Origin of the sequence: Enterococcus sp. AZ020, assembly GCF_050499205.1 — a bacterium.
In the GTDB taxonomy this organism is placed as follows: Bacteria; Bacillota; Bacilli; order Lactobacillales; family Enterococcaceae; genus Enterococcus_L; species Enterococcus_L dunnyi.
In genome coordinates, this window is record NZ_JBIPAT010000001.1 from 1,669,225 (window position 1) to 1,690,764 (window position 21,540).

General features: G+C 36.5%; 25 protein-coding genes. 11 read left to right on the forward strand and 14 right to left on the reverse strand.

Features of this window, described 5'->3' with window-relative positions; all coding sequences use genetic code 11:
- The first annotated feature begins 7 nt into the window (after window positions 1–7).
- The 5 genes from IGI58_RS08105 (at window position 8) to IGI58_RS08125 (ending at window position 3,136) form a co-directional block, all read left to right on the forward strand.
- Complete coding sequence (locus IGI58_RS08105; RefSeq protein WP_429953864.1) at window positions 8–2,056, forward strand: ATP-binding cassette domain-containing protein; 2,049 nt, start codon at window positions 8–10, stop codon at window positions 2,054–2,056.
- Window positions 2,053–2,460, forward strand: coding sequence for a thioredoxin family protein (locus tag IGI58_RS08110; RefSeq protein WP_429953863.1), 408 nt, complete (start codon window positions 2,053–2,055; stop codon window positions 2,458–2,460). The genes IGI58_RS08105 and IGI58_RS08110 overlap by 4 nt, the downstream gene beginning before the upstream one ends.
- Before the next feature lie 122 nt (window positions 2,461–2,582).
- Window positions 2,583–2,720 (forward strand): hypothetical protein, encoded by a 138-nt coding sequence (locus tag IGI58_RS08115; protein ID WP_429953862.1) that lies wholly within the window; start codon window positions 2,583–2,585, stop codon window positions 2,718–2,720.
- A gap of 70 nt (window positions 2,721–2,790) precedes the next feature.
- Window positions 2,791–2,928, forward strand: coding sequence for a hypothetical protein (locus IGI58_RS08120; protein ID WP_429953862.1), 138 nt, complete (start codon window positions 2,791–2,793; stop codon window positions 2,926–2,928).
- Between the two features lie 70 nt (window positions 2,929–2,998).
- Window positions 2,999–3,136 (forward strand): hypothetical protein, encoded by a 138-nt coding sequence (locus IGI58_RS08125; protein WP_429953861.1) that lies wholly within the window; start codon window positions 2,999–3,001, stop codon window positions 3,134–3,136.
- Between the two features lie 73 nt (window positions 3,137–3,209).
- Here the strand turns inward: IGI58_RS08125 and IGI58_RS08130 are convergent, their stop codons facing one another.
- Complete coding sequence (locus IGI58_RS08130; RefSeq protein WP_429953860.1) at window positions 3,210–3,896, reverse strand: prepilin peptidase; 687 nt, start codon at window positions 3,894–3,896, stop codon at window positions 3,210–3,212.
- Window positions 3,897–3,998: 102 nt separating this feature from the next.
- On the opposite strand from IGI58_RS08130, the gene IGI58_RS08135 reads away from it, so the two are divergent.
- From IGI58_RS08135 to IGI58_RS08145, 3 genes are all read left to right on the forward strand, one after another.
- Window positions 3,999–5,537: a gluconokinase gene (locus IGI58_RS08135; RefSeq protein WP_429953859.1), complete on the forward strand. Its 1,539-nt coding sequence runs from the start codon at window positions 3,999–4,001 to the stop codon at window positions 5,535–5,537.
- A gap of 52 nt (window positions 5,538–5,589) precedes the next feature.
- Window positions 5,590–6,327 (forward strand): DUF5105 domain-containing protein, encoded by a 738-nt coding sequence (locus IGI58_RS08140; protein WP_087640473.1) that lies wholly within the window; start codon window positions 5,590–5,592, stop codon window positions 6,325–6,327.
- Between the two features lie 123 nt (window positions 6,328–6,450).
- Window positions 6,451–6,939 carry a Dps family protein gene (locus tag IGI58_RS08145; RefSeq protein WP_087640474.1) on the forward strand — a complete coding sequence of 163 codons (489 nt, stop codon included), beginning with the start codon at window positions 6,451–6,453 and terminating at the stop codon, window positions 6,937–6,939.
- A gap of 32 nt (window positions 6,940–6,971) precedes the next feature.
- On the opposite strand, the gene argH is transcribed toward IGI58_RS08145, so the two are convergent.
- Window positions 6,972–8,372, reverse strand: a complete 1,401-nt coding sequence (gene argH / locus IGI58_RS08150; protein WP_429953858.1) for an argininosuccinate lyase — start codon at window positions 8,370–8,372, stop codon at window positions 6,972–6,974.
- Window positions 8,373–8,592: 220 nt separating this feature from the next.
- On the reverse strand, window positions 8,593–9,801 hold the full coding sequence (locus IGI58_RS08155; protein ID WP_429953857.1) for an argininosuccinate synthase: 1,209 nt from the start codon (window positions 9,799–9,801) through the stop codon (window positions 8,593–8,595).
- A gap of 383 nt (window positions 9,802–10,184) precedes the next feature.
- Between IGI58_RS08155 and rplM the strand changes: the two genes are divergently transcribed.
- On the forward strand, window positions 10,185–10,613 hold the full coding sequence (rplM, locus tag IGI58_RS08160) for a 50S ribosomal protein L13 (protein WP_303393937.1): 429 nt from the start codon (window positions 10,185–10,187) through the stop codon (window positions 10,611–10,613).
- 13 nt (window positions 10,614–10,626) lie between these two features.
- Window positions 10,627–11,019 carry a 30S ribosomal protein S9 gene (gene rpsI / locus IGI58_RS08165; RefSeq protein WP_069662643.1) on the forward strand — a complete coding sequence of 131 codons (393 nt, stop codon included), beginning with the start codon at window positions 10,627–10,629 and terminating at the stop codon, window positions 11,017–11,019.
- A gap of 94 nt (window positions 11,020–11,113) precedes the next feature.
- On the opposite strand, the gene IGI58_RS08170 is transcribed toward rpsI, so the two are convergent.
- From IGI58_RS08170 to IGI58_RS08220, 11 genes are all read right to left on the reverse strand, one after another.
- A complete protein-coding gene (locus IGI58_RS08170) occupies window positions 11,114–12,349 on the reverse strand; it encodes a tyrosine-type recombinase/integrase (RefSeq protein ID WP_429953856.1) in 1,236 nt (411 codons plus the stop codon).
- 1 nt (window position 12,350) lies between these two features.
- Window positions 12,351–12,644: a helix-turn-helix domain-containing protein gene (locus IGI58_RS08175; RefSeq protein WP_429953855.1), complete on the reverse strand. Its 294-nt coding sequence runs from the start codon at window positions 12,642–12,644 to the stop codon at window positions 12,351–12,353.
- Between the two features lie 46 nt (window positions 12,645–12,690).
- The gene (locus tag IGI58_RS08180; RefSeq protein WP_429953854.1) at window positions 12,691–14,073 is read right to left on the reverse strand and encodes a Rep family protein; all 1,383 of its coding nucleotides are present in this window, start codon (window positions 14,071–14,073) and stop codon (window positions 12,691–12,693) included.
- Between the two features lie 224 nt (window positions 14,074–14,297).
- Window positions 14,298–15,644 carry a cell division protein FtsK gene (locus IGI58_RS08185; RefSeq protein WP_429953853.1) on the reverse strand — a complete coding sequence of 449 codons (1,347 nt, stop codon included), beginning with the start codon at window positions 15,642–15,644 and terminating at the stop codon, window positions 14,298–14,300.
- On the reverse strand, window positions 15,637–15,981 hold the full coding sequence (locus tag IGI58_RS08190) for a hypothetical protein (protein ID WP_429953852.1): 345 nt from the start codon (window positions 15,979–15,981) through the stop codon (window positions 15,637–15,639). Before IGI58_RS08190 ends, IGI58_RS08185 begins: the two co-directional genes overlap by 8 nt.
- 101 nt (window positions 15,982–16,082) lie before the next feature.
- Window positions 16,083–16,523 (reverse strand): hypothetical protein, encoded by a 441-nt coding sequence (locus IGI58_RS08195; protein ID WP_429953851.1) that lies wholly within the window; start codon window positions 16,521–16,523, stop codon window positions 16,083–16,085.
- Between the two features lie 819 nt (window positions 16,524–17,342).
- Window positions 17,343–17,507, reverse strand: coding sequence for a hypothetical protein (locus tag IGI58_RS08200; RefSeq protein ID WP_429953850.1), 165 nt, complete (start codon window positions 17,505–17,507; stop codon window positions 17,343–17,345).
- Between the two features lie 95 nt (window positions 17,508–17,602).
- Window positions 17,603–18,589, reverse strand: coding sequence for a hypothetical protein (locus IGI58_RS08205; protein ID WP_429953849.1), 987 nt, complete (start codon window positions 18,587–18,589; stop codon window positions 17,603–17,605).
- Window positions 18,590–18,629: 40 nt separating this feature from the next.
- Window positions 18,630–19,574, reverse strand: a complete 945-nt coding sequence (locus IGI58_RS08210) for a hypothetical protein (RefSeq protein WP_429953848.1) — start codon at window positions 19,572–19,574, stop codon at window positions 18,630–18,632.
- A 19-nt stretch (window positions 19,575–19,593) separates the two neighbouring features.
- Window positions 19,594–20,334: a hypothetical protein gene (locus IGI58_RS08215; protein WP_429953847.1), complete on the reverse strand. Its 741-nt coding sequence runs from the start codon at window positions 20,332–20,334 to the stop codon at window positions 19,594–19,596.
- Between the two features lie 101 nt (window positions 20,335–20,435).
- A complete protein-coding gene (locus IGI58_RS08220; RefSeq protein ID WP_429953846.1) occupies window positions 20,436–20,798 on the reverse strand; it encodes a hypothetical protein in 363 nt (120 codons plus the stop codon).
- Window positions 20,799–20,969: 171 nt separating this feature from the next.
- On the opposite strand from IGI58_RS08220, the gene IGI58_RS08225 reads away from it, so the two are divergent.
- Window positions 20,970–21,278 carry a helix-turn-helix domain-containing protein gene (locus tag IGI58_RS08225; RefSeq protein WP_429953845.1) on the forward strand — a complete coding sequence of 103 codons (309 nt, stop codon included), beginning with the start codon at window positions 20,970–20,972 and terminating at the stop codon, window positions 21,276–21,278.
- The last annotated feature ends 262 nt before the right edge of the window (window positions 21,279–21,540 follow it).

A 21,540-nucleotide genomic window follows, 5' to 3' on the forward strand; every position in this document is an offset into this window, starting at 1 on the left:
GAACTAAATGTATGCGCATATTATGCAGGATATGGTCAATGATTGCGGTATCGCAACGATTCAAACAATGCTGAAGCAGCTAAAAGTAAAAAATAGTGTGATAGAGTTCAACCAACAAGTTGATACTTTGGAGCAAGGATTGTCATTATTAGATATACAAGAAATCTTAGAAAAGAACGGTGTAATGAGTGAGGCCTACCAAGTGACGGATCTTAAGGAATTATTTACACAAAGATTTCCACTAATTTGCGTGACTCATCGAGAAGGGATGCCCCATTATATTGTAATTCATAATGTAAAAGATAATTTGGTCACCTTTTCAGATCCAGCAGAACCTCAAATTATGACCGAACAAATCGAAAATTTTTCCAAGAAATTTATGGGTTATGCACTTTGTGTAGAAGCAGTTCAAAAAGTGAGTAAAGATAAAGTAAAACAAGTTCAGGAGCTTTATAAAGATATCATAGAGAAGGTCGAAATAAAGACAAAGTGTGAAATCTTTCTTTTAACGTTACTGAAATATATATTACCTTTAAGTGTAACATTTTTTATGCAGTATATCATGATTTTTCAAATGGAAAATATTACCATGACCTATTTCTTTTCAGCAGTTGTCTTTTTTCTATCACTAATGGGTGCATATTATTATGTGAATCAAAAAGATATCCAATTAAAAACAGCATTAGAAAACCAATTTCAGCAAAAAGTCCTATTTGAATACTATCAACAAAAAACGAATAATTTTGTAGAAAAACGCAATATGGATAATATAATGGGCCATTTTTGGAACTTACTGTTATCAGTTACAGGAATCCTTCATAAATTATATTTAAAGTTTGATTCTATTTTTATTCTATTTTTATTCGGACTTTTGTCTAGTATCAATGTCTTTTTAGCCATTATCATGTTTTTTTGGACATTTATTTATATTGTTTTAGTAATGAAAGAAGCAGAAAAGATTAGAAATTTTGAGAAAGCGTTGGTTACTAGCTCAAACAGTTTGTCATCGACAATTGAAGAGCAAGTAAGTCATTCTTTAGACATTCGTTTATTCAAAAAAGATGGAGTGGCGGAAGAAAAAGTATTAAATAAGATGTCTGATTATTTTGATAAGAAAATAATTAGTTATGAGTTATCTGCAAAAATAGATTCTTTATTTGAGTTAATCAGTTCATGCATGTTATTAAGTACTTTTGGCTTATTCATTTATTCGTATATTTTTGGCAAAGATCAGTCGATGTCTGAATTGGTTCTTAGTGTGTTTATCATTTCAATTGTTATCTCAAAACTCAAACCGATTATTCAAACATGGTTAAAAGTGCAGAAAAGTGAAATGGCCGTAGCCTATATTCAAAATAGTGGTAACGATAGTAGTATAAACCGAGAAGTTCGATCATTGGATATCTCTAAAGAAATGAGTCAGGTAGAGCTAAAAAATATTTCATTTTCGTATGAAAATAGTGCAGCAGTGTTGACTAATGTGAGTCTGTGTTTAAAAAAAGGAAATCTGATGGGAATATCTGGCGGAAATGGTTCTGGTAAAACGACGTTAATAAAAATTTTATTAGGTATTTTGAAAGCAGATGCTGGAGAAATAATGATAGATGGACAAATCTTTTCTTCGTTAGTTGATACAAATATTACAGATTATATCAATGCATATTTCCCTGAAATGTCTGTGTTTAAAAATTCAGTTGGCAACAACATCCAATTTAATTTAGATGAGAAAGGGATATCTCTTTCTAATAAGCTTGTTGACTATCAAAAAAGGATAAATTTGGAATTACCAGATAATCATGTGATTTTTTCTCAGGGAGGAAACTTATCACAAGGACAAATACAAAAAATATTATTGCTTAGAACGTTAGCAGAAGAAAAACCGTTATATATATTCGATGAACCGACAACAAATTTAGATAAAAATTCAACGAAGGAATTTTTCAAAATTATCAAAGAACTATCGAAAAGTAAAATAGTGCTCCTAATTACTCATGACCAGAATTTGCTAAAGGAATGTGATGAAATCGTTTTGATGGAAGATGGAGTGATACGATGAAAAAAAAGAAAGTTATGATAGTGTTGATGTTTTTGATGCTTATTACGGGAAGTTTCTGTTTTTCCAAACTTTCTTTTTCCAATGACAAAGAGAAAATGGAATCGATAACTGAAGAGGAAATAATGGCAGCTATAAATGAAAAGCGAGAGTTGATTATTTATTATGGGAAAGACTCATGTGGTGCTTGTCGTGTTTTTCAGCCAGTATTGACAGAAGCGATACAGACAACTCAGAAAAAAGTCTATTTTCTTGATGGTGATAATTTTTCAACGAAGAAATTTAGTGAAAAATATAATATAACTGGAACGCCTACGATGATTGTTATAAAAAATGGTGAAGTTCTACGATTTGAGGGCGTGATGGAAGCTGACGAAACAATAGAAATTCTAAAATTAATAAAATAGTGTTAAAAAATTCTTTATAGCAGGTTATGCGAAGAATTTGATATATAAATAATTGGAAAAGAGGAATTAAACATGAAAAAACTAACAAGAACAGAGAAAACAGAAGTAAAAGCAGGCTGGGTTTGCGTATTATGGGGAGCCGTATGCTGGGGCTAAATAAAAAGGAGGAAACGAACATGAAAAAACTAACAAGAACAGAGAAAACAAAAGTGAAAGCAGGCTGGGTTTGCGTATTATGGGGAGCCGTATGTTGGGGCTAAATAAAAAGGAGGAAACGAACATGAAAAAACTAACAAGAACAGAGAAAACAAAAGTAAAAGCAGGCTGGGTTTGCGTATTATGGGGAGCCGTATGCTGGGGCTAAATAAAAAGGAGGAAACGAACATGAAAAAACTAACAAGAACAGAGAAAACAAAAGTGAAAGCAGGCTGGGTTTGCGTATTATGGGGAGCCGTATGTTGGGGCTAAATAAAAAGGAGGAAACGAACATGAAAAAACTAACAAGAACAGAGAAAACAAAAGTAAAAGCAGGCTGGGTTTGCGTATTATGGGGAGCCGTATGCTGGGGCTAAATAAAAAGGAGGAAACGAACATGAAAAAACTAACAAGAACAGAGAAAACAGAAGTAAAAGCAGGTTGGGTTTGCGTATTATGGGGAGCCGTATGTTGGGGCTAACCTAACGATATAGAGAAAAGAAAAAGGTGAAGAAACAGAACGGAAATTCTGATTCTTCACCTTTTTTGAATGGTTACTCATACAAAAATATTACGAGCAAACCAATAGTTAAAAATGGAACAAATGGAAGCTGTTCTATTTTTTGATTTAAAATGAGACGGCAAAATAATGAAACGAGTAATGCACAGCCACTGGCAATAAATAATAGTAAAATCAATGATTTATTGCCGAGCAACACTCCCCAAGAGGTGATCAAAAGGATATCTCCACCTCCAATAGCCTCTGTGAATACATAATTGAAGCTAGTCAGAATAATGAATAGGAAAGCACCGGTAGTTACATGAAAGGGTAATTCTAAAAAATAGTGAAAACCACATAGCAGCAATAAGAAGGGATAAAAAAGCTTAGGCTCCACAATCAAATAAAAAATATCCGTTAAAGTCAAAGTAAAAGCGGTAAGTGAAAAGAAGAAAATATACATGGAATAATTGTTACCAAAATCGGTCAATAGAAATAGAAAACCAACAATAAACTCACTAAACAAATAACTGACTGGCAATTTATGGTGACAGTAACGACAACGGAATTTTAATAAAATAATGGAGACAATTGGAATCAACTCAAAAAATCGTAACTTAGTCTGACAATCCGGACACTGTGATGCAGGAACCACAATAGACTTCCCGAGCGGTACCCGTTCAGCGACTAAACAAATAAATGAACCGACGACACTGCCAATAATAAACTGAAACAAGCACATAAAATCCCTCCTCTAAATAAAAATACGCAAATATTTCCTTTTTTAACTAGACAAATATTTTTTTATTAGGAATAATTGGAGTAAGAGAAAAGGAGCGAGGAAATGGAAAAAGTAGCGATCGGTGTAGATATCGGAACGACACAAACAAAAGCAGTTGGCTTTAACGAAGATGGAACTGTTCGAACATCAGCGTATGTTCGCTATCCGCTGATCCAGGAAACAGAGGGGATGGCAGAGCAGGATGTAGAGCAGATTTTTCAAGCGGTTGTCTCGTGCATTGGGCAAGTAGTGTCAGCCGTTCAGCCCTTAGAAATTTCTGTGATCTCATTTTCAACAGCGATGCATGGGCTGATTGCCGTAGGTGAAAACGGGCAGCCACTGACAAGAGTAATTACCTGGGCGGATAATCGCGCAGAAAAATATGCTGAAGCATTCAAAAATACGTTATTGGGACAAACGATTTATCAGAATACAGGGATGCCGATGCATCCGATGACACCTTTTCACAAAATACGTTGGTTGAAGGAGCAGCATGCAGAAATTTTTGACCGCGCAAAAAAATTTATTGGAATGAAAGAGTATATTTTTTATCGTTTTTTCAATCGATACATCACTGATTTTAGTACAGCTTCGGGTACGGGTTTTTTTAATATTCATACTCTTGACTGGGATCAGCAAGCACTGGAAGAAATGCAGATTACTCAAGAGCAATTACCACTATTAGCTTCACCTACCTATCAAATGTCTGGACTTGATAAGGAGTTGGCTGAACAAGTAGGATTGACTGAACAAACGATTTTTGTTTTGGGCGGAGCAGACGGTCCTTTGTCTAATTTAGGTCTTGGCGCGATAGCAAAAGGTACAGCAACATTAACTGTGGGAACTAGTGGCGCTTTGCGCTATATCGTTGATCAGCCTTATGTACATCCGCAAGCGGAAACCTTCTGTTGTGTGCTGGACGAAACACATTGGGTCATTGGCGGTGCAACAAGTAATGGCGCAGGCATTTTTGATTGGGCCTGCGAAAATCTACTTAAAGAAGTGCAGTCGGACGCACGAACTGCTGGGAAGAATTCCTATGATGCAGTGATGGAACAGGTGAAAGAAGTACCGGCGGGTGCGAAAGGGCTACTGTTTCATCCTTATTTACTAGGAGAGCGGGCACCATTATGGGATGCTGAAGCTGCAGGAAGTTTTGTTGGCTTAAAGCGAAATCATGATGATAAAGTAATGATGCGGGCAGTGATAGAAGGGATCTGCTTGAACTTTAAAAGAATCCTGATGGAGCTGGAAGAATTGGGCGGTCCTGTACAGGAAATACGTGCAACCGGTGGATTTGCAGATTCTGAGGTGTTTAAAGAAATCATGGCAGATGTTTTAGGCTATGGGTTATCATTGACAGAAAGCATTGAAGCATCAGCTTTAGGTGCTGTTTTGCTTGGTTGGCAGAGCGTAGGAAAAATCAATGATCTAGAACAGGCTTGTAAACATGTGCAGATTTATGAAACTGTGACCCCGACAACGGCTAGAAATCAGATCTATCAGCAACTATATCCGATATACTTGGCTACGCAGCAACAATTGTCGGCAAGTTATCATCAGTTGGCAAAACTGAGAGCTGATTTAGACGGACTTTTTTGATCGATAACAATAGACTTATTTTACTAATACATGAGAGAATGGAGGAAAGAGGATGAAGAAATTATGGTTTGTCCCGTTGATAGTCGTTGGATTTCTTCTGACAAGTTGCGGGACGAAGGGGATTTCGGCAGAAGATGCTGGTGAGCTGCTGATCGATCGTCTGATTTATCAAAAAGAAGGTAATAAATTTAAAAAAGAATTTCGAGATGGTGAACAAGCTAGCAAAGAATTGGATGAAAATAGTAAGAAATTTGAAGAAAATTTTGCTAACGGTCTATCTTCTGCTGGTGCAAAAGTGAAAGAAGAACAATCGAGCCAGTTAACAAAAGAACTATTACAGCAAGCGAGAGAGAAGACATCATATAAAGTTGTTCAAATCGATGAAAATAAAAAAGGCGCCACGATTTCTTATTATATTACAGGTTTAGATTTAGTCAGTGCCATGCAGGAAATGACACGAGAATTGGTCAAGAAAACAATGGAGAGCCCTGAGCTTGCTAATAATGATCAAAAAACGTTAGACGCAACTTTTTCAATTCTAGAAGAGCGTGTTCAAACGATCAAGATCAAAACAGATCCGGTCGAACTTAAGATTCGGCTAGAAAAAGAAAAAGGGAAATGGTTTGTTCCGGAAGATCAAAAAGATGCAGTCTTTAATCTTTTTCTGGCATTTATTGCTGGAGCTGAAAGTGTAGATGCGATGAATGAAGAGTTGGAAGTAGCCATGAATGAGGTCGCCAAAGAAATTATTGATTCGTTAGACTCGCAACCGATCGTAAATAATGATTAAGCATTAGATTATAATTATTATCAAATGATAAATAATATAAAAATGAAAGATTTTAGTGTACTTTTTTTCCGTTTCGTACTACAATGATACATGTAGATAAAATATTTAGGAGGATGATGTATAATGAAATTTGAACAAACAAAAGAAGTCTTGAACCAACTAGTTGCAGATTTAAGCCAGTTTTCAGTAGTGATCCACCAAACACATTGGTATATGCGTGGACCAGAATTCTTGACGCTACACCCAAAAATGGATGAGCTTATGGACGAAATCAATGACCAGTTAGACGTTATTTCTGAACGTTTGATCACATTAGACGGCGCTCCATATTCAACATTACAAGAATTTGCTGACCATACTGGAATTGAAGATGAAATTGGTACGTATGAACGTACGATTCCTGAACGTATGGAAAAATTAGTAGAAGGCTATCGTTACTTAGCTGATCTATATCAAAAAGGAATTGACGTTTCTGGCGATGAAGGCGACGATTCTACACAAGATATCTTTATTGCAAACAAAACAGATATTGAAAAAAATATTTGGATGTTGCAAGCAAAATTAGGTAAAGCACCTGGTATCGATGCAGATTCACGTACAAAAACTCGTTAATTAGATGATCAAAAACACTACAAAACAAATTTTTATTTTGTAGTGTTTTTTTTGTCTTCTTTTTTTAATGCTTCTTTTCCGCGTTCGACAGCCGCTCTTACTTGGTCGAAGCCAGTACCACCATAGGAATGACGGCGCTCAATGGCTGTTTTTGAAGCTAACGTTTGATAGATATCCGCTTCAATAAGTGGTGTTACTGCTTGATATTCCTCTAAAGGAATATCCTGTAAGTAGATCCCTTTTTTCGTACAATCGAGCACTAATTTCCCAACGATTTCATGCGCTTGGCGGAAAGGTAAGCCTTTATTAGCAAGGTAATCAGCAAGCTCAGTGGCGTTCGAAAAATCTTTTTCAGTCGATTTTTCCATGGTTTCTTTATTCAAGGACATTGTTTCGACCATGCCAGCCATGATCTCTAAGCTAATTAGAATCGTCTGTGCTGTGTCAAACATACCTTCTTTGTCTTCTTGAAGATCCTTGTTATAAGCTAAAGGCAACCCTTTTAAAACCGTTAAAAGGCTGAATAAATTGCCATATACGCGACCTGACTTTCCGCGTATCAATTCCGCCATGTCCGGATTCTTTTTCTGCGGCATGATCGAACTTCCTGTAGAGAAGGTATCTGTCAGTTCAATGAACTGAAATTCATGACTGCACCACAAAATGATTTCTTCGCAAAAACGAGAAAGATGCATCATCATGATCGAACTGTTACTAAGAAATTCTAAGATAAAATCTCGATCACTAACGCCATCCAGACTATTATCGTAAATAGAAGAGAACCCTAATAACTCAGCTGAATACGCTCGGTCGATCGGAAAAGTCGTGCCAGCTAAAGCAGCACAGCCTAAAGGTGAAATGTCGATTCGTTTTAGACTTTCAGAAAAACGCTCCTGATCGCGTGTCAGCATGCCGTAATAAGCCATCATATGATGCCCGAATGAAATAGGCTGAGCATGCTGCAAATGAGTATATCCTGGCATGATCGTCTCAATGTTTTCCTCAGCTTTTTGAACTAATACTTGGCGGAAAAGCTGAATTTTTTCAATAACCTCTTGAACCGTTTCTTTCAGATACAGGTGCATATCTGTTGCTACTTGATCATTTCGGCTACGTCCAGTGTGGAGTTTTCCCGCTACAGGACCGATTTCATCATGTAAATGCGTTTCGATATTAAGATGGATATCTTCATTTTCTATACTGAATTCCAGCTCGCCTGCAGCTAGTTTAACTTGAAGAGTCTTTAAACCATTCGTGATTTGTTCTGCTTCATCTTGGGTTAAAATCCCCGTTTTCGCCAACATTTTGACATGGGCCAAACTGCCAGTAATATCTTGTTGCGCTAATTGTTGATCGAAAGTGATCGAAGCACCAAATGCATCGATCCATGCCTCACTTTTACCTTCAAAACGACCGCCCCATAATTTCTTCATCGTACTCACCTCATTTATGTATGAATATGCATTATTAAAACGTCTATAAAATAGTTTAAATAAATGACTGTAGACGTATCGATTTCCTTATTTTGATCCGCAGATCAAAAGGAAATTCTCTTGAGATATGTCGTTAGTCTGGATAGATCAGGATACATTTATTTGCGTTGCCCGCAAATGGTACCTCACTATTTGATCTAACATATGAAAAGCAAAAATGCTAATCGCTGTTTTTATGCAAAGATGCTTGGACTTCAGCGTTGACTTTTGTTGGAAGCCCCCAAAGCTTGATGAAACCAACAGCAGCATCTTGGTCGAAGGTGTCAGCAGAAGTATAGGTCGCCAAATTTTCATTGTATAAGCTGTTAGCTGACTTACGTCCTTCAACGATTGCGTGGCCTTTGAAAAGCCTCACACGAACTACACCGTTGACGTATTTTTGTGTAGACTTCAAGAAAGCGATCAAGGCATCGGTCAGCGGGTTGAACCATAAACCATTATAAATGATTTGTGATAGCTGATTTTCAATGATCGGCTTAAAATGAGCGACTTCACGGACAAACGTTAAATCTTCCAGCTCTTTATGAGCAGCCATCAATGTGATTGCAGCAGGACATTCATAAACCTCACGGGATTTGATCCCAACTAAACGGTTTTCAACGTGGTCGATCCGACCGATACCGTGTTTTCCTGCTAGTTCATTCAATTCTAAAATCAAATCAGATAATAGCATTTCCTTGTCATTGATCGCTGTTGGCACACCTTCAACAAAAGTCAGCTCGATAATATCAGGCGTATTCGGAGCATCTTCCAAGCTGACAGTCAGTTCGTAAGCACCTTCTGGCGGAGTTGCCCAAGGATCTTCTAGGATACCGCATTCATTGGCACGTCCCCATAAGTTTTGATCGACAGAGTAAGGATTGTCTAAATCAGCAGGAACCGGCACACCTTTTTCTTTAGCATAGTTGATCTCTTCTTCCCGTGACCACTTCCATTCACGAACAGGTGCAATAACTTTCAGCTCAGGTGCAAGAGCATTGATCGCCACTTCAAAACGAACTTGATCATTCCCTTTTCCTGTACAGCCGTGAGCGATCGTTGTCGCACCAGTCTCGTGAGCAAGCTCGACTAATTTTTTAGCGATCAAAGGACGTGAAAGAGCAGAAACCAATGGGTAAGATTGTTCATAAAAGGTATGTCCCTGCAATGCGATCAATGCAAAATCTTGCGCGAATTCTTCTTTAGCATCGATTGTATAAGAAGCAGAAGCACCAACTTCCAATGCTTTTTTCTTGATGAAGTCTAAATCTTTCTTCTCGCCAACATCTAAACAATAAGCGATCACATCATAGCCTTCATCGACCAACCATTTAACAGCAACAGAGGTATCTAAACCTCCGGAATAAGCTAAAACAACTTTTTCTTTCATTCTGGAACACTCCTTCATTTTTGTTATCTTTTTTTGATTGTTCTCATCATAGCACCCAAAAATACAAAAATCAACACTTTTTATAAATAAATATACATAAAATTGTTTTAAAGAGGAAAAATATGCATAAAATGGCTAGGGAAGTGCGTAATAGATAATACGCTTATTTTTGAGTATTCTATTTCAAATCAGGAAATAATTATTTTTAGACGGAAAAAAATAGAAGAAAAATAGCGAGAAACCGCAGAAATCCATTGACTTTACTGGTGATAGAGGGTATTATGTTAAATGGTATTGTTTGCCCCACAATGAGCCCCGGAAACTCAAGTGTATGTCAAACATCGAATAGAAAATTGGAGGAAAAAAACGTGCGTACAACATATATGGCCAAAACTGGCGAAGTAGAACGTAAATGGTACGTAGTAGACGCAACTGATGTTCCTTTGGGACGCCTTTCAGCTGTGGTTGCTTCTATCCTACGTGGAAAAAATAAACCAACATTCACACCTCATGTGGATACTGGAGATTTCGTAATTGTAATCAATGCGGATCAAGTGAAATTAACTGGAAACAAAGCAACTGACAAAATTTACTACCGTCATAGCCAATACCCAGGTGGATTGAAATCTGTTACTGCTGGTGAATTGCGTGATAAAAATTCTCGTCGTTTGATCGAAAACTCAATCAAAGGCATGCTACCTAAAAACACTTTAGGCCGCAAACAATTGACTAAATTAAACGTGTACGGTGGCGCTGAGCATCCACATGCTGCACAACAACCAGAAGTATTAGATATCACTAACCTAATTTAAGGAGGGAAATTCATTGGCACAAGTACAATATAGCGGCACTGGCCGTCGTAAAAAATCTGTTGCCCGCGTACGTTTAGTACCAGGTACTGGTAAAATTACTGTAAACAAAAAAGACGTTGAAGAATATATTCCACACGCTGACTTGCGTGAAGTTATCAACCAACCATTTGGCGTAACTGAAACTAAAGGCGCTTATGATGTTATCGTAAACGTAAACGGTGGAGGCTACTCTGGTCAATCAGGTGCGATCCGTCACGGTATCGCTCGTGCATTGTTAGAAGTAGATCCTGACTTCCGCGGAGCTTTAAAACGCGCTGGACTTCTTACTCGTGATGCCCGTATGGTAGAACGTAAAAAACCAGGTCTTAAGAAAGCCCGTAAAGCTTCACAATTCTCTAAGCGTTAATATTGCTTATATATCAACGTTTCAAGACACTTTCCATTTTATTGGAAGGTGTCTTTTTTTGCTGATTTTTGAAAATCCCCACCAAAATCCCCACCTATTCCCCACCAATGCTTTTTGTGAGTTGGCTATAAATAAAGTCAGCAGGTGTCAATTCAATAATATTATTACCGTTAATATACGTTTTTGTTGTCTCTACTTCGGAATGCGTTAAGGCTTCTGAAATCTTTTCGAGTGACATACCGCCCTTTTTAGCAAGCGTTGCAGTTGTATGACGTAACTTATGAGGTGTACAGTGAGCTAAGTTAGGGTGACGTCGCTTAATGGATTTTATTCGATAATTAAGGTAATCGGTATGGACACGCTGATTAATATTTCCTTGTCGGTCAATGAAGGTAAATAAAAATTGGTCTCGATTTTGTTTAATCTTGACTTTGGCTAACTCTTTTTTTTGTGCTTCTTTCCAATTTACTAATATTTGTTTGAGTTGAACGGGTAGATTTAGTTCACTAGACTTATTTCCTTTTGTACTTTTCACATTACCGAATTTATCCAATGCTTGATTGAGATAAATCTTATTGTTGGTAAAGTCTATGTGTTTCCACTGTAAAGCATAGGTCTCAGATTTTCTATCAGATAGAAAGAAAGTTGTCCAAAATAAAACATAATCTTGTTGGGCTAGGTCTTCATTGTCATAATCTTCTTGAACAGCTTTAAACCAATCGAGTAATTGAGTTTCAGATAAGTATTTATCTTCCGCTCTCTTAGCTTCTTTGATATGATGTTTCTTTATGGCTTTGATTTTCTTCAAGCTTTTGTTTAATCGGTTAAGCTCAATGTATTCATATTCTTCTGCTAAATCAAACACTTGATTGACATAGCTTCGAATAACCTTGAAATTTGCATATTCTTTTGCTTTAGCACTCATTTTTTGAACGACAAGCTTTTTATGATGATTTAAGTAGTTCAGCGTGTAATCACCAAACATGGGAAGAATATGCAGCCGAAAAACATCTATTGTGTTACTGATAGTGACTTTGCTAGGCGGGGTAGGATAAGAGCTAGTAAATCCGTTTTTATAATCCTCTAACCATGTATCTTTGTAGAAATCTTTAAAGAGAACCTCGCCTCCTAGCTCGAAAGAGCTGATATTTTGTGTTTCAATTAGCTGTTGATTACTAATGTCAAAATCTAAATCAGCTTGTTTAGCTTCTTTACGTGTTTTGAAGATTCTATCATAGAACTCATTATCCAATCCCAACAGTTGAACAACTTCTACGGGGTATTTTTTACGTACCCTGTAGGTATTATTATTTGTTTTCTTGATACTCATATTAAAAACTCCTTTGTTTGCGAGTCAAAGGTGTGACTCGATTATACTTGGTTGATAACCAATTATCAATCTCTAAACTATCAAAACGCATAACACCGTTAATTCTTATGACAGGAAGCCCCTTTTTTATCCAATAATCAAGGGTATTATTTGATATTTGAAGGTAGCTACAAGTTTGTTTTTTATTCATGTAACGTGGTTTATTGTTATCTATTTTTGAAACTTCATTTAGAATTAGTTGGCTAATTTGCTGTTGAAGCATTTCGATTTGTTTTTCATCAAATTTTATTTCCATAGTTGGTATTTCCTTTCATTGAACGTATAATGAAAGTAGCAAGTTGTTAAAGCTTGCTACTCTTTTCAGATAGCTTGTCACCTTTGCTTTGCGGGCTTTGTGACGAGCTATTTTGTTGTACCCATTTCATATTCGTTTGCATGGTTTTAATAAATTTAACCATCATTTCACCACCGTCAAAGTCGCCTATCTTTTCGAACTTATATGAGTATAGGCAGTTTGTCGCTTTTCCATTCTGTGATGATGAAGAATCTTCATTTGGTGTGGGCTCGTATAAGAAGAAATTATTCTCAGTTTCTTTATCAATCTCAATCAGCAAATCAATTCTTCGAATAAATTGTCCGACATCTTCTGAATAATTAGCTTTCGCAGTCTCAAAAAAATCAGCAGGCTTCATTGTGCTAGTGATGATGATTACTTTTGCTGAACCTAATTTGTTGTGATACCTCGCAGAAATTGGACTGATTGAGTAAGGGTCAAGAAGTTTTAGCCAATCCGAAACGCTTAAACTATATCCACGAATATCATCCAAAAATAATATATCTTGTCCATTATATTCATCAAAAGCATTCGTTGAGGCAGTCATACAAAAATCCCAAATTTTGTTTTCGATATGTAATGCAAACTGCTTCAATGTTTCAATGATTTCTTTACTAATTCGAGTTTTTCCAGTACCACTTTTTCCATGAATGAAAATAATAGTTTTTTTGAATTTTCCTGCTTCTAAATCAGCGACGGTTTGATAGCTTTTATTTTCCCCAGCGGTTTCAAAGGCTTCATTAATTTTTCGTTTATGCTGCGCATAAACTTTGTATAACTCATCTGTCAAGATTACTTGCTCCTTTGATAAGTTACCTTTAACGATTTCAGAAACGACATAATCAACACTCTGATTAGTTTCTTTTGCTTCTTTAATTGCTCGACCTTTGACCCAAGTTTCCATTCTTCGACCATGAACACTTTCGTATTTTTCACCTTTTACAGTGACAACTTCTTCAGGTGAATATTGGAACTTTTCGGGGTCTTTGGCATGAACAAGATAAGCAGTCATATTGTCATAGCCATATCTTCCTGATTTGGCTTTTTCAAGGTACTGTGGTTCAATACTTGTCGCCATAGCCAAACAGTTAAGGGTATCTCCCTTATCAAATTTAATCAGCATATGAACATGTTTCGCTTTATTTTCTGTTACGTTTTCCATCTTTTCTTCATTCCAAATGGTGCGCTCATCTTTATCATGGATAATTCCGTAAGCTTCGCTGACCGTATAATCATTAGTTTCAAGTCGCCTCACTGTTTCTTCCAAAAGAGGGCGAACATTACCATTGTTGGCTTCATTTATGGGTTGTTTGTCTTCCCAATGTTCCCAATACTTTTCATCTAGTTGTTGTACAATCATCACGCAGCTTAATTTTGCATCTTTCTTCATAATAATTAGAATCCTTTCTGTTTTAACTATTCCTCTAACTATTCCATGGTTAGTGAGGGTGATAAAGTTAGCTGGGGTAAGGGTTTGTTACCGTTAAATCAACGTTTCGGGAATGTTTACGACACATCGACAAGCCCTGTGTCGTAGGCGTTAGAATAGTTAATAGTTAGTATTTAGAGCAGTGCAGTACAAGCACTGCACTGCCCGATATATTTAGCCACTAGTTATTCGAACCACGGCGCTTCATAGAAATGCGGTGTTTCCCATTGTTCCCCACTAGATAGAATTCTTGCGATACCTTCCCCTACACGATATGTACGTTTTGGCATGTCGGCAAATCCAGCCATCAAGTATTTACGTTCATCCGCAGAATCAGCAGCACCACCAAGCATAATGACTGCCTCGGAGCAATTGGTACGAGCTAGTGAGGGAAGGAAGCCTTCCTTAGTAGCGAATTGACTAATAGCGATAACATGGATACCAGTACTAGCACCAGTTGCAGTAAGCTGATTGATGGCAGACTCCCACCGCTTTTTGAGTGGCTTATCGAGCTCTAATGCAGCGTTCAGATTTCCGATTTCATCAAAGAAGATGGCAATATCATCCATGTTTTCCATTTCAAGATATTTTTCTTTCTCCGCATCATTGATTTCTTGGAGTCTAGCTTTCATTACCTCTATCCAGTATTCTGCACGTTCTACTATTTCAGTAGCTGTGCTTTTCCCGTTGAATTCTTTAACATATCGGTCATATTTAGCAGAATTATATTCCACTTTCCAACCTTGTAGTTGCATTAATCGAGCCATATATCGACCAGCTAGCACAGATTTTCCTGCCCTGGTACGAGCTATTATTGACAGGTGAGGGTTCACATCAGAGTACCAAATTAAATTTTTTGATAATTGAATGGCGTGTACATCTTTGCATACAAAATCTTGTAATGAATCCTTTGAGTCAGTCACATTAAAACGCTGGCTAGTTAGTGTATCTTCAAAATTGAAAATCACATAGCTGTCAGTTTTGGATAGCTTAGAAGAAACAACAGAATAGTGTTTATATTGATTGCTTAGTAATCCCGACACACGTTGTTCGTATTTGTCTTTTGCCATACGCTCATAATTGGCTATGTTTTCAATGGCTAAGTAACCATGAGAATAATCCTCTGAAATCCATACATAGACTAAGGGCATTTCTTCTCCGTAGCGAGTCATATTTGATAATTTTAAGACATCGGTAATTTGTTTATCATTGAATAATTGTGCTACTTTATTCGCTATTTTATGTGACTCACTAGACATGGGGTGAAGTTCGTCAAAGGTTGTCACTCGTTCCTGCTTTTTAAATAGTAGAATGACGCCAATCAAAGCTATAATGGTACAAAACAATGATAGCAGGGTGGCTAATTTGAAAAATTCTACAGCGAAAGCAAGTGGCTTAGTTCCTATACTAATGTAGTAGCAATATCCACTTAGACCGGCAGATAGTAAGGCAACTACCAAGGCTATCGAAAAATACTGATAGCCTTGACGTTTACTTTTTTCGTTACGGATAATACGTCTGTACTTAGCCATTACGTTTTAGCACTTCTACTGAATCTGCTGAATACCAACTACGCCCATTGTCGAGCGAACCACCAACCACATTTTTAAAGCTTAATGGAGTTCCGAGTTGTACATCAATTTTATTCTTGACTTTAATTTCATATTCCAACTGTTTTTGAATATCAACAACGGAATAACGGAAGTAACCATCATCTAATGGGCTAACAATCCCTGTTGATGAGATATTTAGGGTAGGAATAGCATCCGTTGTGTATTCGTTCCCAGTCCTAGGACTAACTTTTGTAATTTCTTGAGTCTGATAACCTAATACTTCTGATAGTTTCTTGTTCCATGATGGTGTTGCCATAATAATGTACTCCTTACGACCCAGCATACATTGCTTTTTAAGGTCTAGTTATTTTTGATAAACAAGTTTAACGACGTTATTACCATAGGTCAGGATTTATGTTAAAGGTCATTTAAGTTTGCTTTGAATGACTCGTATTTTAATTGACCTAGCTTATCTATAAGTTCCTTGTTGGTTGAATGAACAGCATTGAGAATCTGTCCGTATACCCTTGCGTGAAAGCTGATAGATTTTTTTAGTGAGGGGTTATTCTGAATCTTCATTACTAGTTCAGTGATAATCATCTCCACTTTTTCGGTCTTACTTCTCGTTGGTGCTTGGTTCACGTCTTTATCGCTGGTTGCTTCACTAATAAACGTGTTTTTAGTTCTGCTCAATTCGTCAATGAGTTCTCTAACATACTCATTGGTTGAGCTGAATACGTCTAAGATTTGAGTGTAAGTATCTAGATGTAACTGAATTGCTCCGTTTAATGCTGGATACATTTGTATTACAAGTAGTTGTTCGTGGATAATGAATTCGGTTAATTCTTTTTTATACATGGTTTTACCTCTTTTACTTTCCAACAGCATTCTATGCTGTTAATCTTTAGTGACATTTCAACAAGAAGAGTAGGTCTAGCACTGCTATCAAAACGGTTTAATATGAATTGTGGGAAATAAAAAAACCGCACCGCATCTATGATTTATAGATGCGGTGCGGTTGTCCGTTTTTACGGCTCTTGTGCTAAATTGTGCTCTTCTATAGGGCTATTCTATTGTTTTGACTAGATTACTTGTGCTCTTCTATACTATAAATATACCAAGTTATATGAAAAAGAGCTATTGTTTTGCTTCGTTTTTCCAATTAATTTCTGCTGTTTTTAAACAGTTAAATGAATTGTCCATTTGTTATTGAGATATGTGATTTTATAACCTAATTTCAATAGCCCTAGAAGATTATCAAATGTTAAACAATCGAACGTCACATTCTTATCTCCATTTTTAATATGATTATTAATCTCAATTTTAATTACAGTGAGATAAAGAGCTTCTGACTGCCTAGTTAATTCTTTGTACAGAGTAGTATTAGTTTCCATAGTTATCTCCCTATTTTTTAATGTAATGATAGTAAGCTGTTGTCGAAATTAAATTATATTTCAATTAGAGATAGGTATTTAACATTGACAGTTTCCATTTTTTTTACTAAGCTAATAATTGTAGCGAGAGCGAGCCAATAATGAGTTATTATTTATAATTACATGTACAAAAAGGGGATTGAAGCATAGCTTCAAATGGGGCGTAGCCCTAATTGAAAAGTCTGCGTATGCAGACACGTGTTTTTGATTTTCAATTTTAATTAAAATTATCAGAAAATTCTGACTATTTAGTGAATAGTACAACTGTATTACCGTACCGAACCACTGGGGCATAATTACCTAATGTGATGTCGTTTATAGAGGAGTCATGTTTCGCTTTATCAGTATCCTGTTGTTTAGCCTGAGCCTCAGGTGTTTTAACAAGAGTAACAGTTGCATCAAATTTCATACGATGTTGCTCCTTTTCGCTTATTTAATTCCATTGTACGCTATTTTGACATAAAAATAAAGCCGGTCCATGACCGACTCTATCTGTTACTGATATTAGAAGCTGTCACCAAGCTCCCAACCATTTGGACCATCATTACCAGTAGTATCTTGACCTTGACTAGCTCCCGGTGGTGCTGGTGGCACTGGTGTATTGCTAGCAGCATCTTGCGCTGCGTTGTTACTAGATGCGCCTCCACCACCATTATTAGCAGGAGGAGTAGATGCCCCTCCACCACTATTGTTAGCTGGAGGGGTATACCCACCATTATCGGCTGGCGGAGTATATCCACCACCATTATCGGTTGGAGGAGTGTAACCACCACCATTAGTTGCTTGTTCAGCTTGTGCAGCAGCTTGTCGTTCAGCCTCTGCTACTCTTGCAGACTCTGCAGCATCCGCAGCCGCTTTTGCTTCATCTGCTACTTTTTTATCAACTTCTGCTTTAGCTTTGTCAGCCGCTTCTTTATCAGCTTTCGCCTTAGCGTCTTCTTTAGCTTTTAATTGTTGAGGTGTTAGTGGTTTACTTTGCTTATCCACATCAGCTTTATTGATTGATTTCTCTCTAGACACAATTTCAATTAATTTATCTTCATATTCATCAAGCATGTGTTCAGATAATTCAGCATCTTCCATATTAGCCATTGCTGAGCGAGCCTTTTGAAGATTATCAATTGTTGGAGTCTTAGCCACATTAATCACATCTGTATATGAATCGTGAATTGATTTCAAGTCAGCATCTTTAACATCAATAATGGCAAGTGCCGCTTCGGCATCCTTAAGACCATCTAATGGTTTCGCATTAAGTTTCTCAGCGACAACTTTTGAAACAGCACCATCCAATCGCTCCACATTTTCAGCTTTGGCTTTAGATAAGTTTTTGTATGGGTCTTCTTGATTTTCTTGAACAGTATTCTTAACTTCTTTGTCCGTTTCTTGTTTAATTCGTTCAGCTTTTACATTTTGCTGATGTATGGTGCTAACTGAAATACCACCTACAAGAATAAGCCCAATTATAGATAGCATTATTTTCTTCTTTTTCAAATTTGATTCCGTCCTTTCATTTACTTAAGTTATTCCCAAATTACCAGCCACCTGGTTCCAATTCATTACCATTAATATCATTAGTACCAGTTGTATCAAGATCTTTAGATGGTGGTGCAGGCGTAGGTGTATTACTAGCAGCATCTTGAGCAGCATCATTACTGGATGCGCCCCCACCATTATTAGCCGGAGGCGTATAATCACCGCCACCACTATTATCAGCAACCGGAGGTGTGTAATTTCCGCCCCCACCATTATTGATTGCTTGAGATTGTTCTGCGCCATCTTGTGTTGCCGCTTGTCGTTCAGCCTCTGCTACTCTTGCGGCTTCTGCCTTGTCCGCAGCCGCTTTTGCTTCATCTGCTACTTTTTTATCAGCCTCAGCTTTAGCTTTGTCAGCCGCTTCTTTATCAGCTTTCGCCTTAGCGTCTTCTTTAGCTTTTAATTGTTGAGGTGTTAGTGGTTTACTTTGCTTATCCACATCAGCTTTATTGATTGATTTCTCTCTAGACACAATTTCAATTAATTTGTCTTCATATTCATCAAGCATATGGTCTGAGATATCCGCTTCTTCCATATTAGCCATTGCTGAACGAGCCTTTTGAAGTGTATCAATTGTTGGAGTCTTAACCACATTGACAACACCAGCATATGAGTCATGAATTGATTTTAAGTCAGCATCTTTAACATCTAATGTTTTAAGAGCTTCTTCGGTATCTTTCAAGCCATCAAGTGGTTTTGTGTTGAGTTTCTCAGTAATAATTTTAGAAACTGTTTTGTCTAATTTCGCAACATTTTCAGCTTTAGCTTTAGATAAGTTCTTGTATGGGTCTTCTTGATTTTCTTGGACAGTATTCTTAAGTTCATTTTTTTCTTCTTGTTTAACTCGTTCAGCTTTTACATTTTGCTGGTGTATGGCACCAACTGAAATGCCACCTACAAGAATAAGTCCGATGATAGACAGTGTTATTTTTTTATTTTTCAATTTTGATACCTTCCTCTCCCTATGGTTTTAAAATAGCATATGCTTTTCCTATAAAGTCTTCGACATTCGGTGTATCGTTAAGGACTAATGATACTTTTGGGTAAGTAATAAAATCAGTCATTACATCAAAATGCCATTCATAAATATTTTGAGTGTTTGAATGGGAGCTAGTTTGCGCACCGCCTATAGTAACTCCAGTATCTTTGAACGTATAGCCAATACCAGTTGTTCCAGAATTACCTGTTGTATTTGCTCCAACATGTAATCGTTCACGACTTACTTCTTTGATATTTTTTTTATCGTATGCAACAAGTAACCCTGTATCAGCTTCGTAATAGATAAATGTGTTGTTACTATATAAAATCCCTTTTTTTCCAGTTCGGAAACTATTCCATTGTTCATTATTCATTAGTTTGTCTGCCAAAGAGTGAATAAATATATCGGTATGGTTCCACCAAACATTCATGAAATCATCATGCGCTTGGTTAACTTTCTGATTTAGTTTGATAGCTTGTTTTCCATTTTTTCTTAAAATATAAGCAATAATAAAAAGAATTATGGCTAAAATGAATGAGGGTACCAGCATAAAAATACCTGCTACAATACAACCCCTCTTAATCCACTTAAATAATGTTTGTGACTCTGCTGTTTCTTTTTTCACACTTTCATAGCTATTAAAAGCTTCAATTCCTTGTTCCCAGTTTTCGAAAATAGGTTGTTCTGTAAAATCAAATAAATTCCATTTTTTTGGCAGTTCCATTGTATAAATCCTCCAACTTAATTTTTTATAGATATATGAGGTTCAAATTTCCCTTAATTGATGAATAGATGGTTTCAAAATAAATATCATTTGCCTTCATGCTATTTTTCCTCTTTGATAAATTTAATATTTTTAAGTAAAGACCCTCCGTTACTAGTTGAAGACTTAATAGTAAATGATTTTTTGTCTTCTGAAAGTTCGGCTAATGTAGTTGTTTCATCAGAATGAGTTATTTCTAATTCATTATCACTAATTTTATATGTCGCTTCATTCGTTTCATTTCCCTTATCATCAACCTCAGTTACTTTGTTTCCATTAAACCTTAAAGTTGCAGTTGATTCTGTAAAAAAAAGATTAATTTTCCCAGTATAATCTCCATTTAATTTATTTGTGCCACAAGCTGATAATACGATTGTTAAACTGAATAGTAATAAAATTATTGCTCCACTCTTTTTCATTTTCATTTCTTTCTTCCTCCCAATTTATTTCTGTTTGTGCAATACCCACTATTTATAATTATAACGTTTTAGGACTTTCGTGTCCATAATTCGTTTTGAAAAAGGATGTATAAATTCTAACTGGATGAAGCAAATACCTTTAAACTTGAGTAAGAGAATAAAGGAGTGTGATAATGAGTGAAGTTAGAACTGGAGATAGCTAATCGTATTAGAGAGCTTCGTATTGCTAAAAATATGACACAAGAACAATTAGCAGACAAAATAGGAGTTGATGTTTCCTTTTTAGGTAGAATTGAGAGAGGCAAATCAGCAAATATTCAAATAAACACGTTAGAGAAAATTATTCATGCTCTAGATGAAGGATACCTTAGCTTTTTTTCTTTTGATGATACAGCGAATAGGGAAATGGTTCTTCTTCGTGAATTATCATTGTCAAAAAACAAAGATGAGTTGCTAGATATTATTGAAAAAATGATTAAATTATAAAGGAAGCAACCGTATGAAGCCGTCAATTTTGACGGTTTTTTATTTGGGCAAACAACAGGCAAAGAGCATTATTTTTCCAAACTTAACTTCATTTAGTGAAAGGTTCATTTTGCTTTTTCGCTGGGTCTAAGCAATCTAGCAATAACCTTTTTTCACTGCAAGGGTCGGGCAAGCCACTCAAATTTAAAAATTTGCCCCTTTCCGTTACAAAAGAACATTGCTTTGTCAATTGCACCGACGCGAAAAAGCAAAATGAACCACC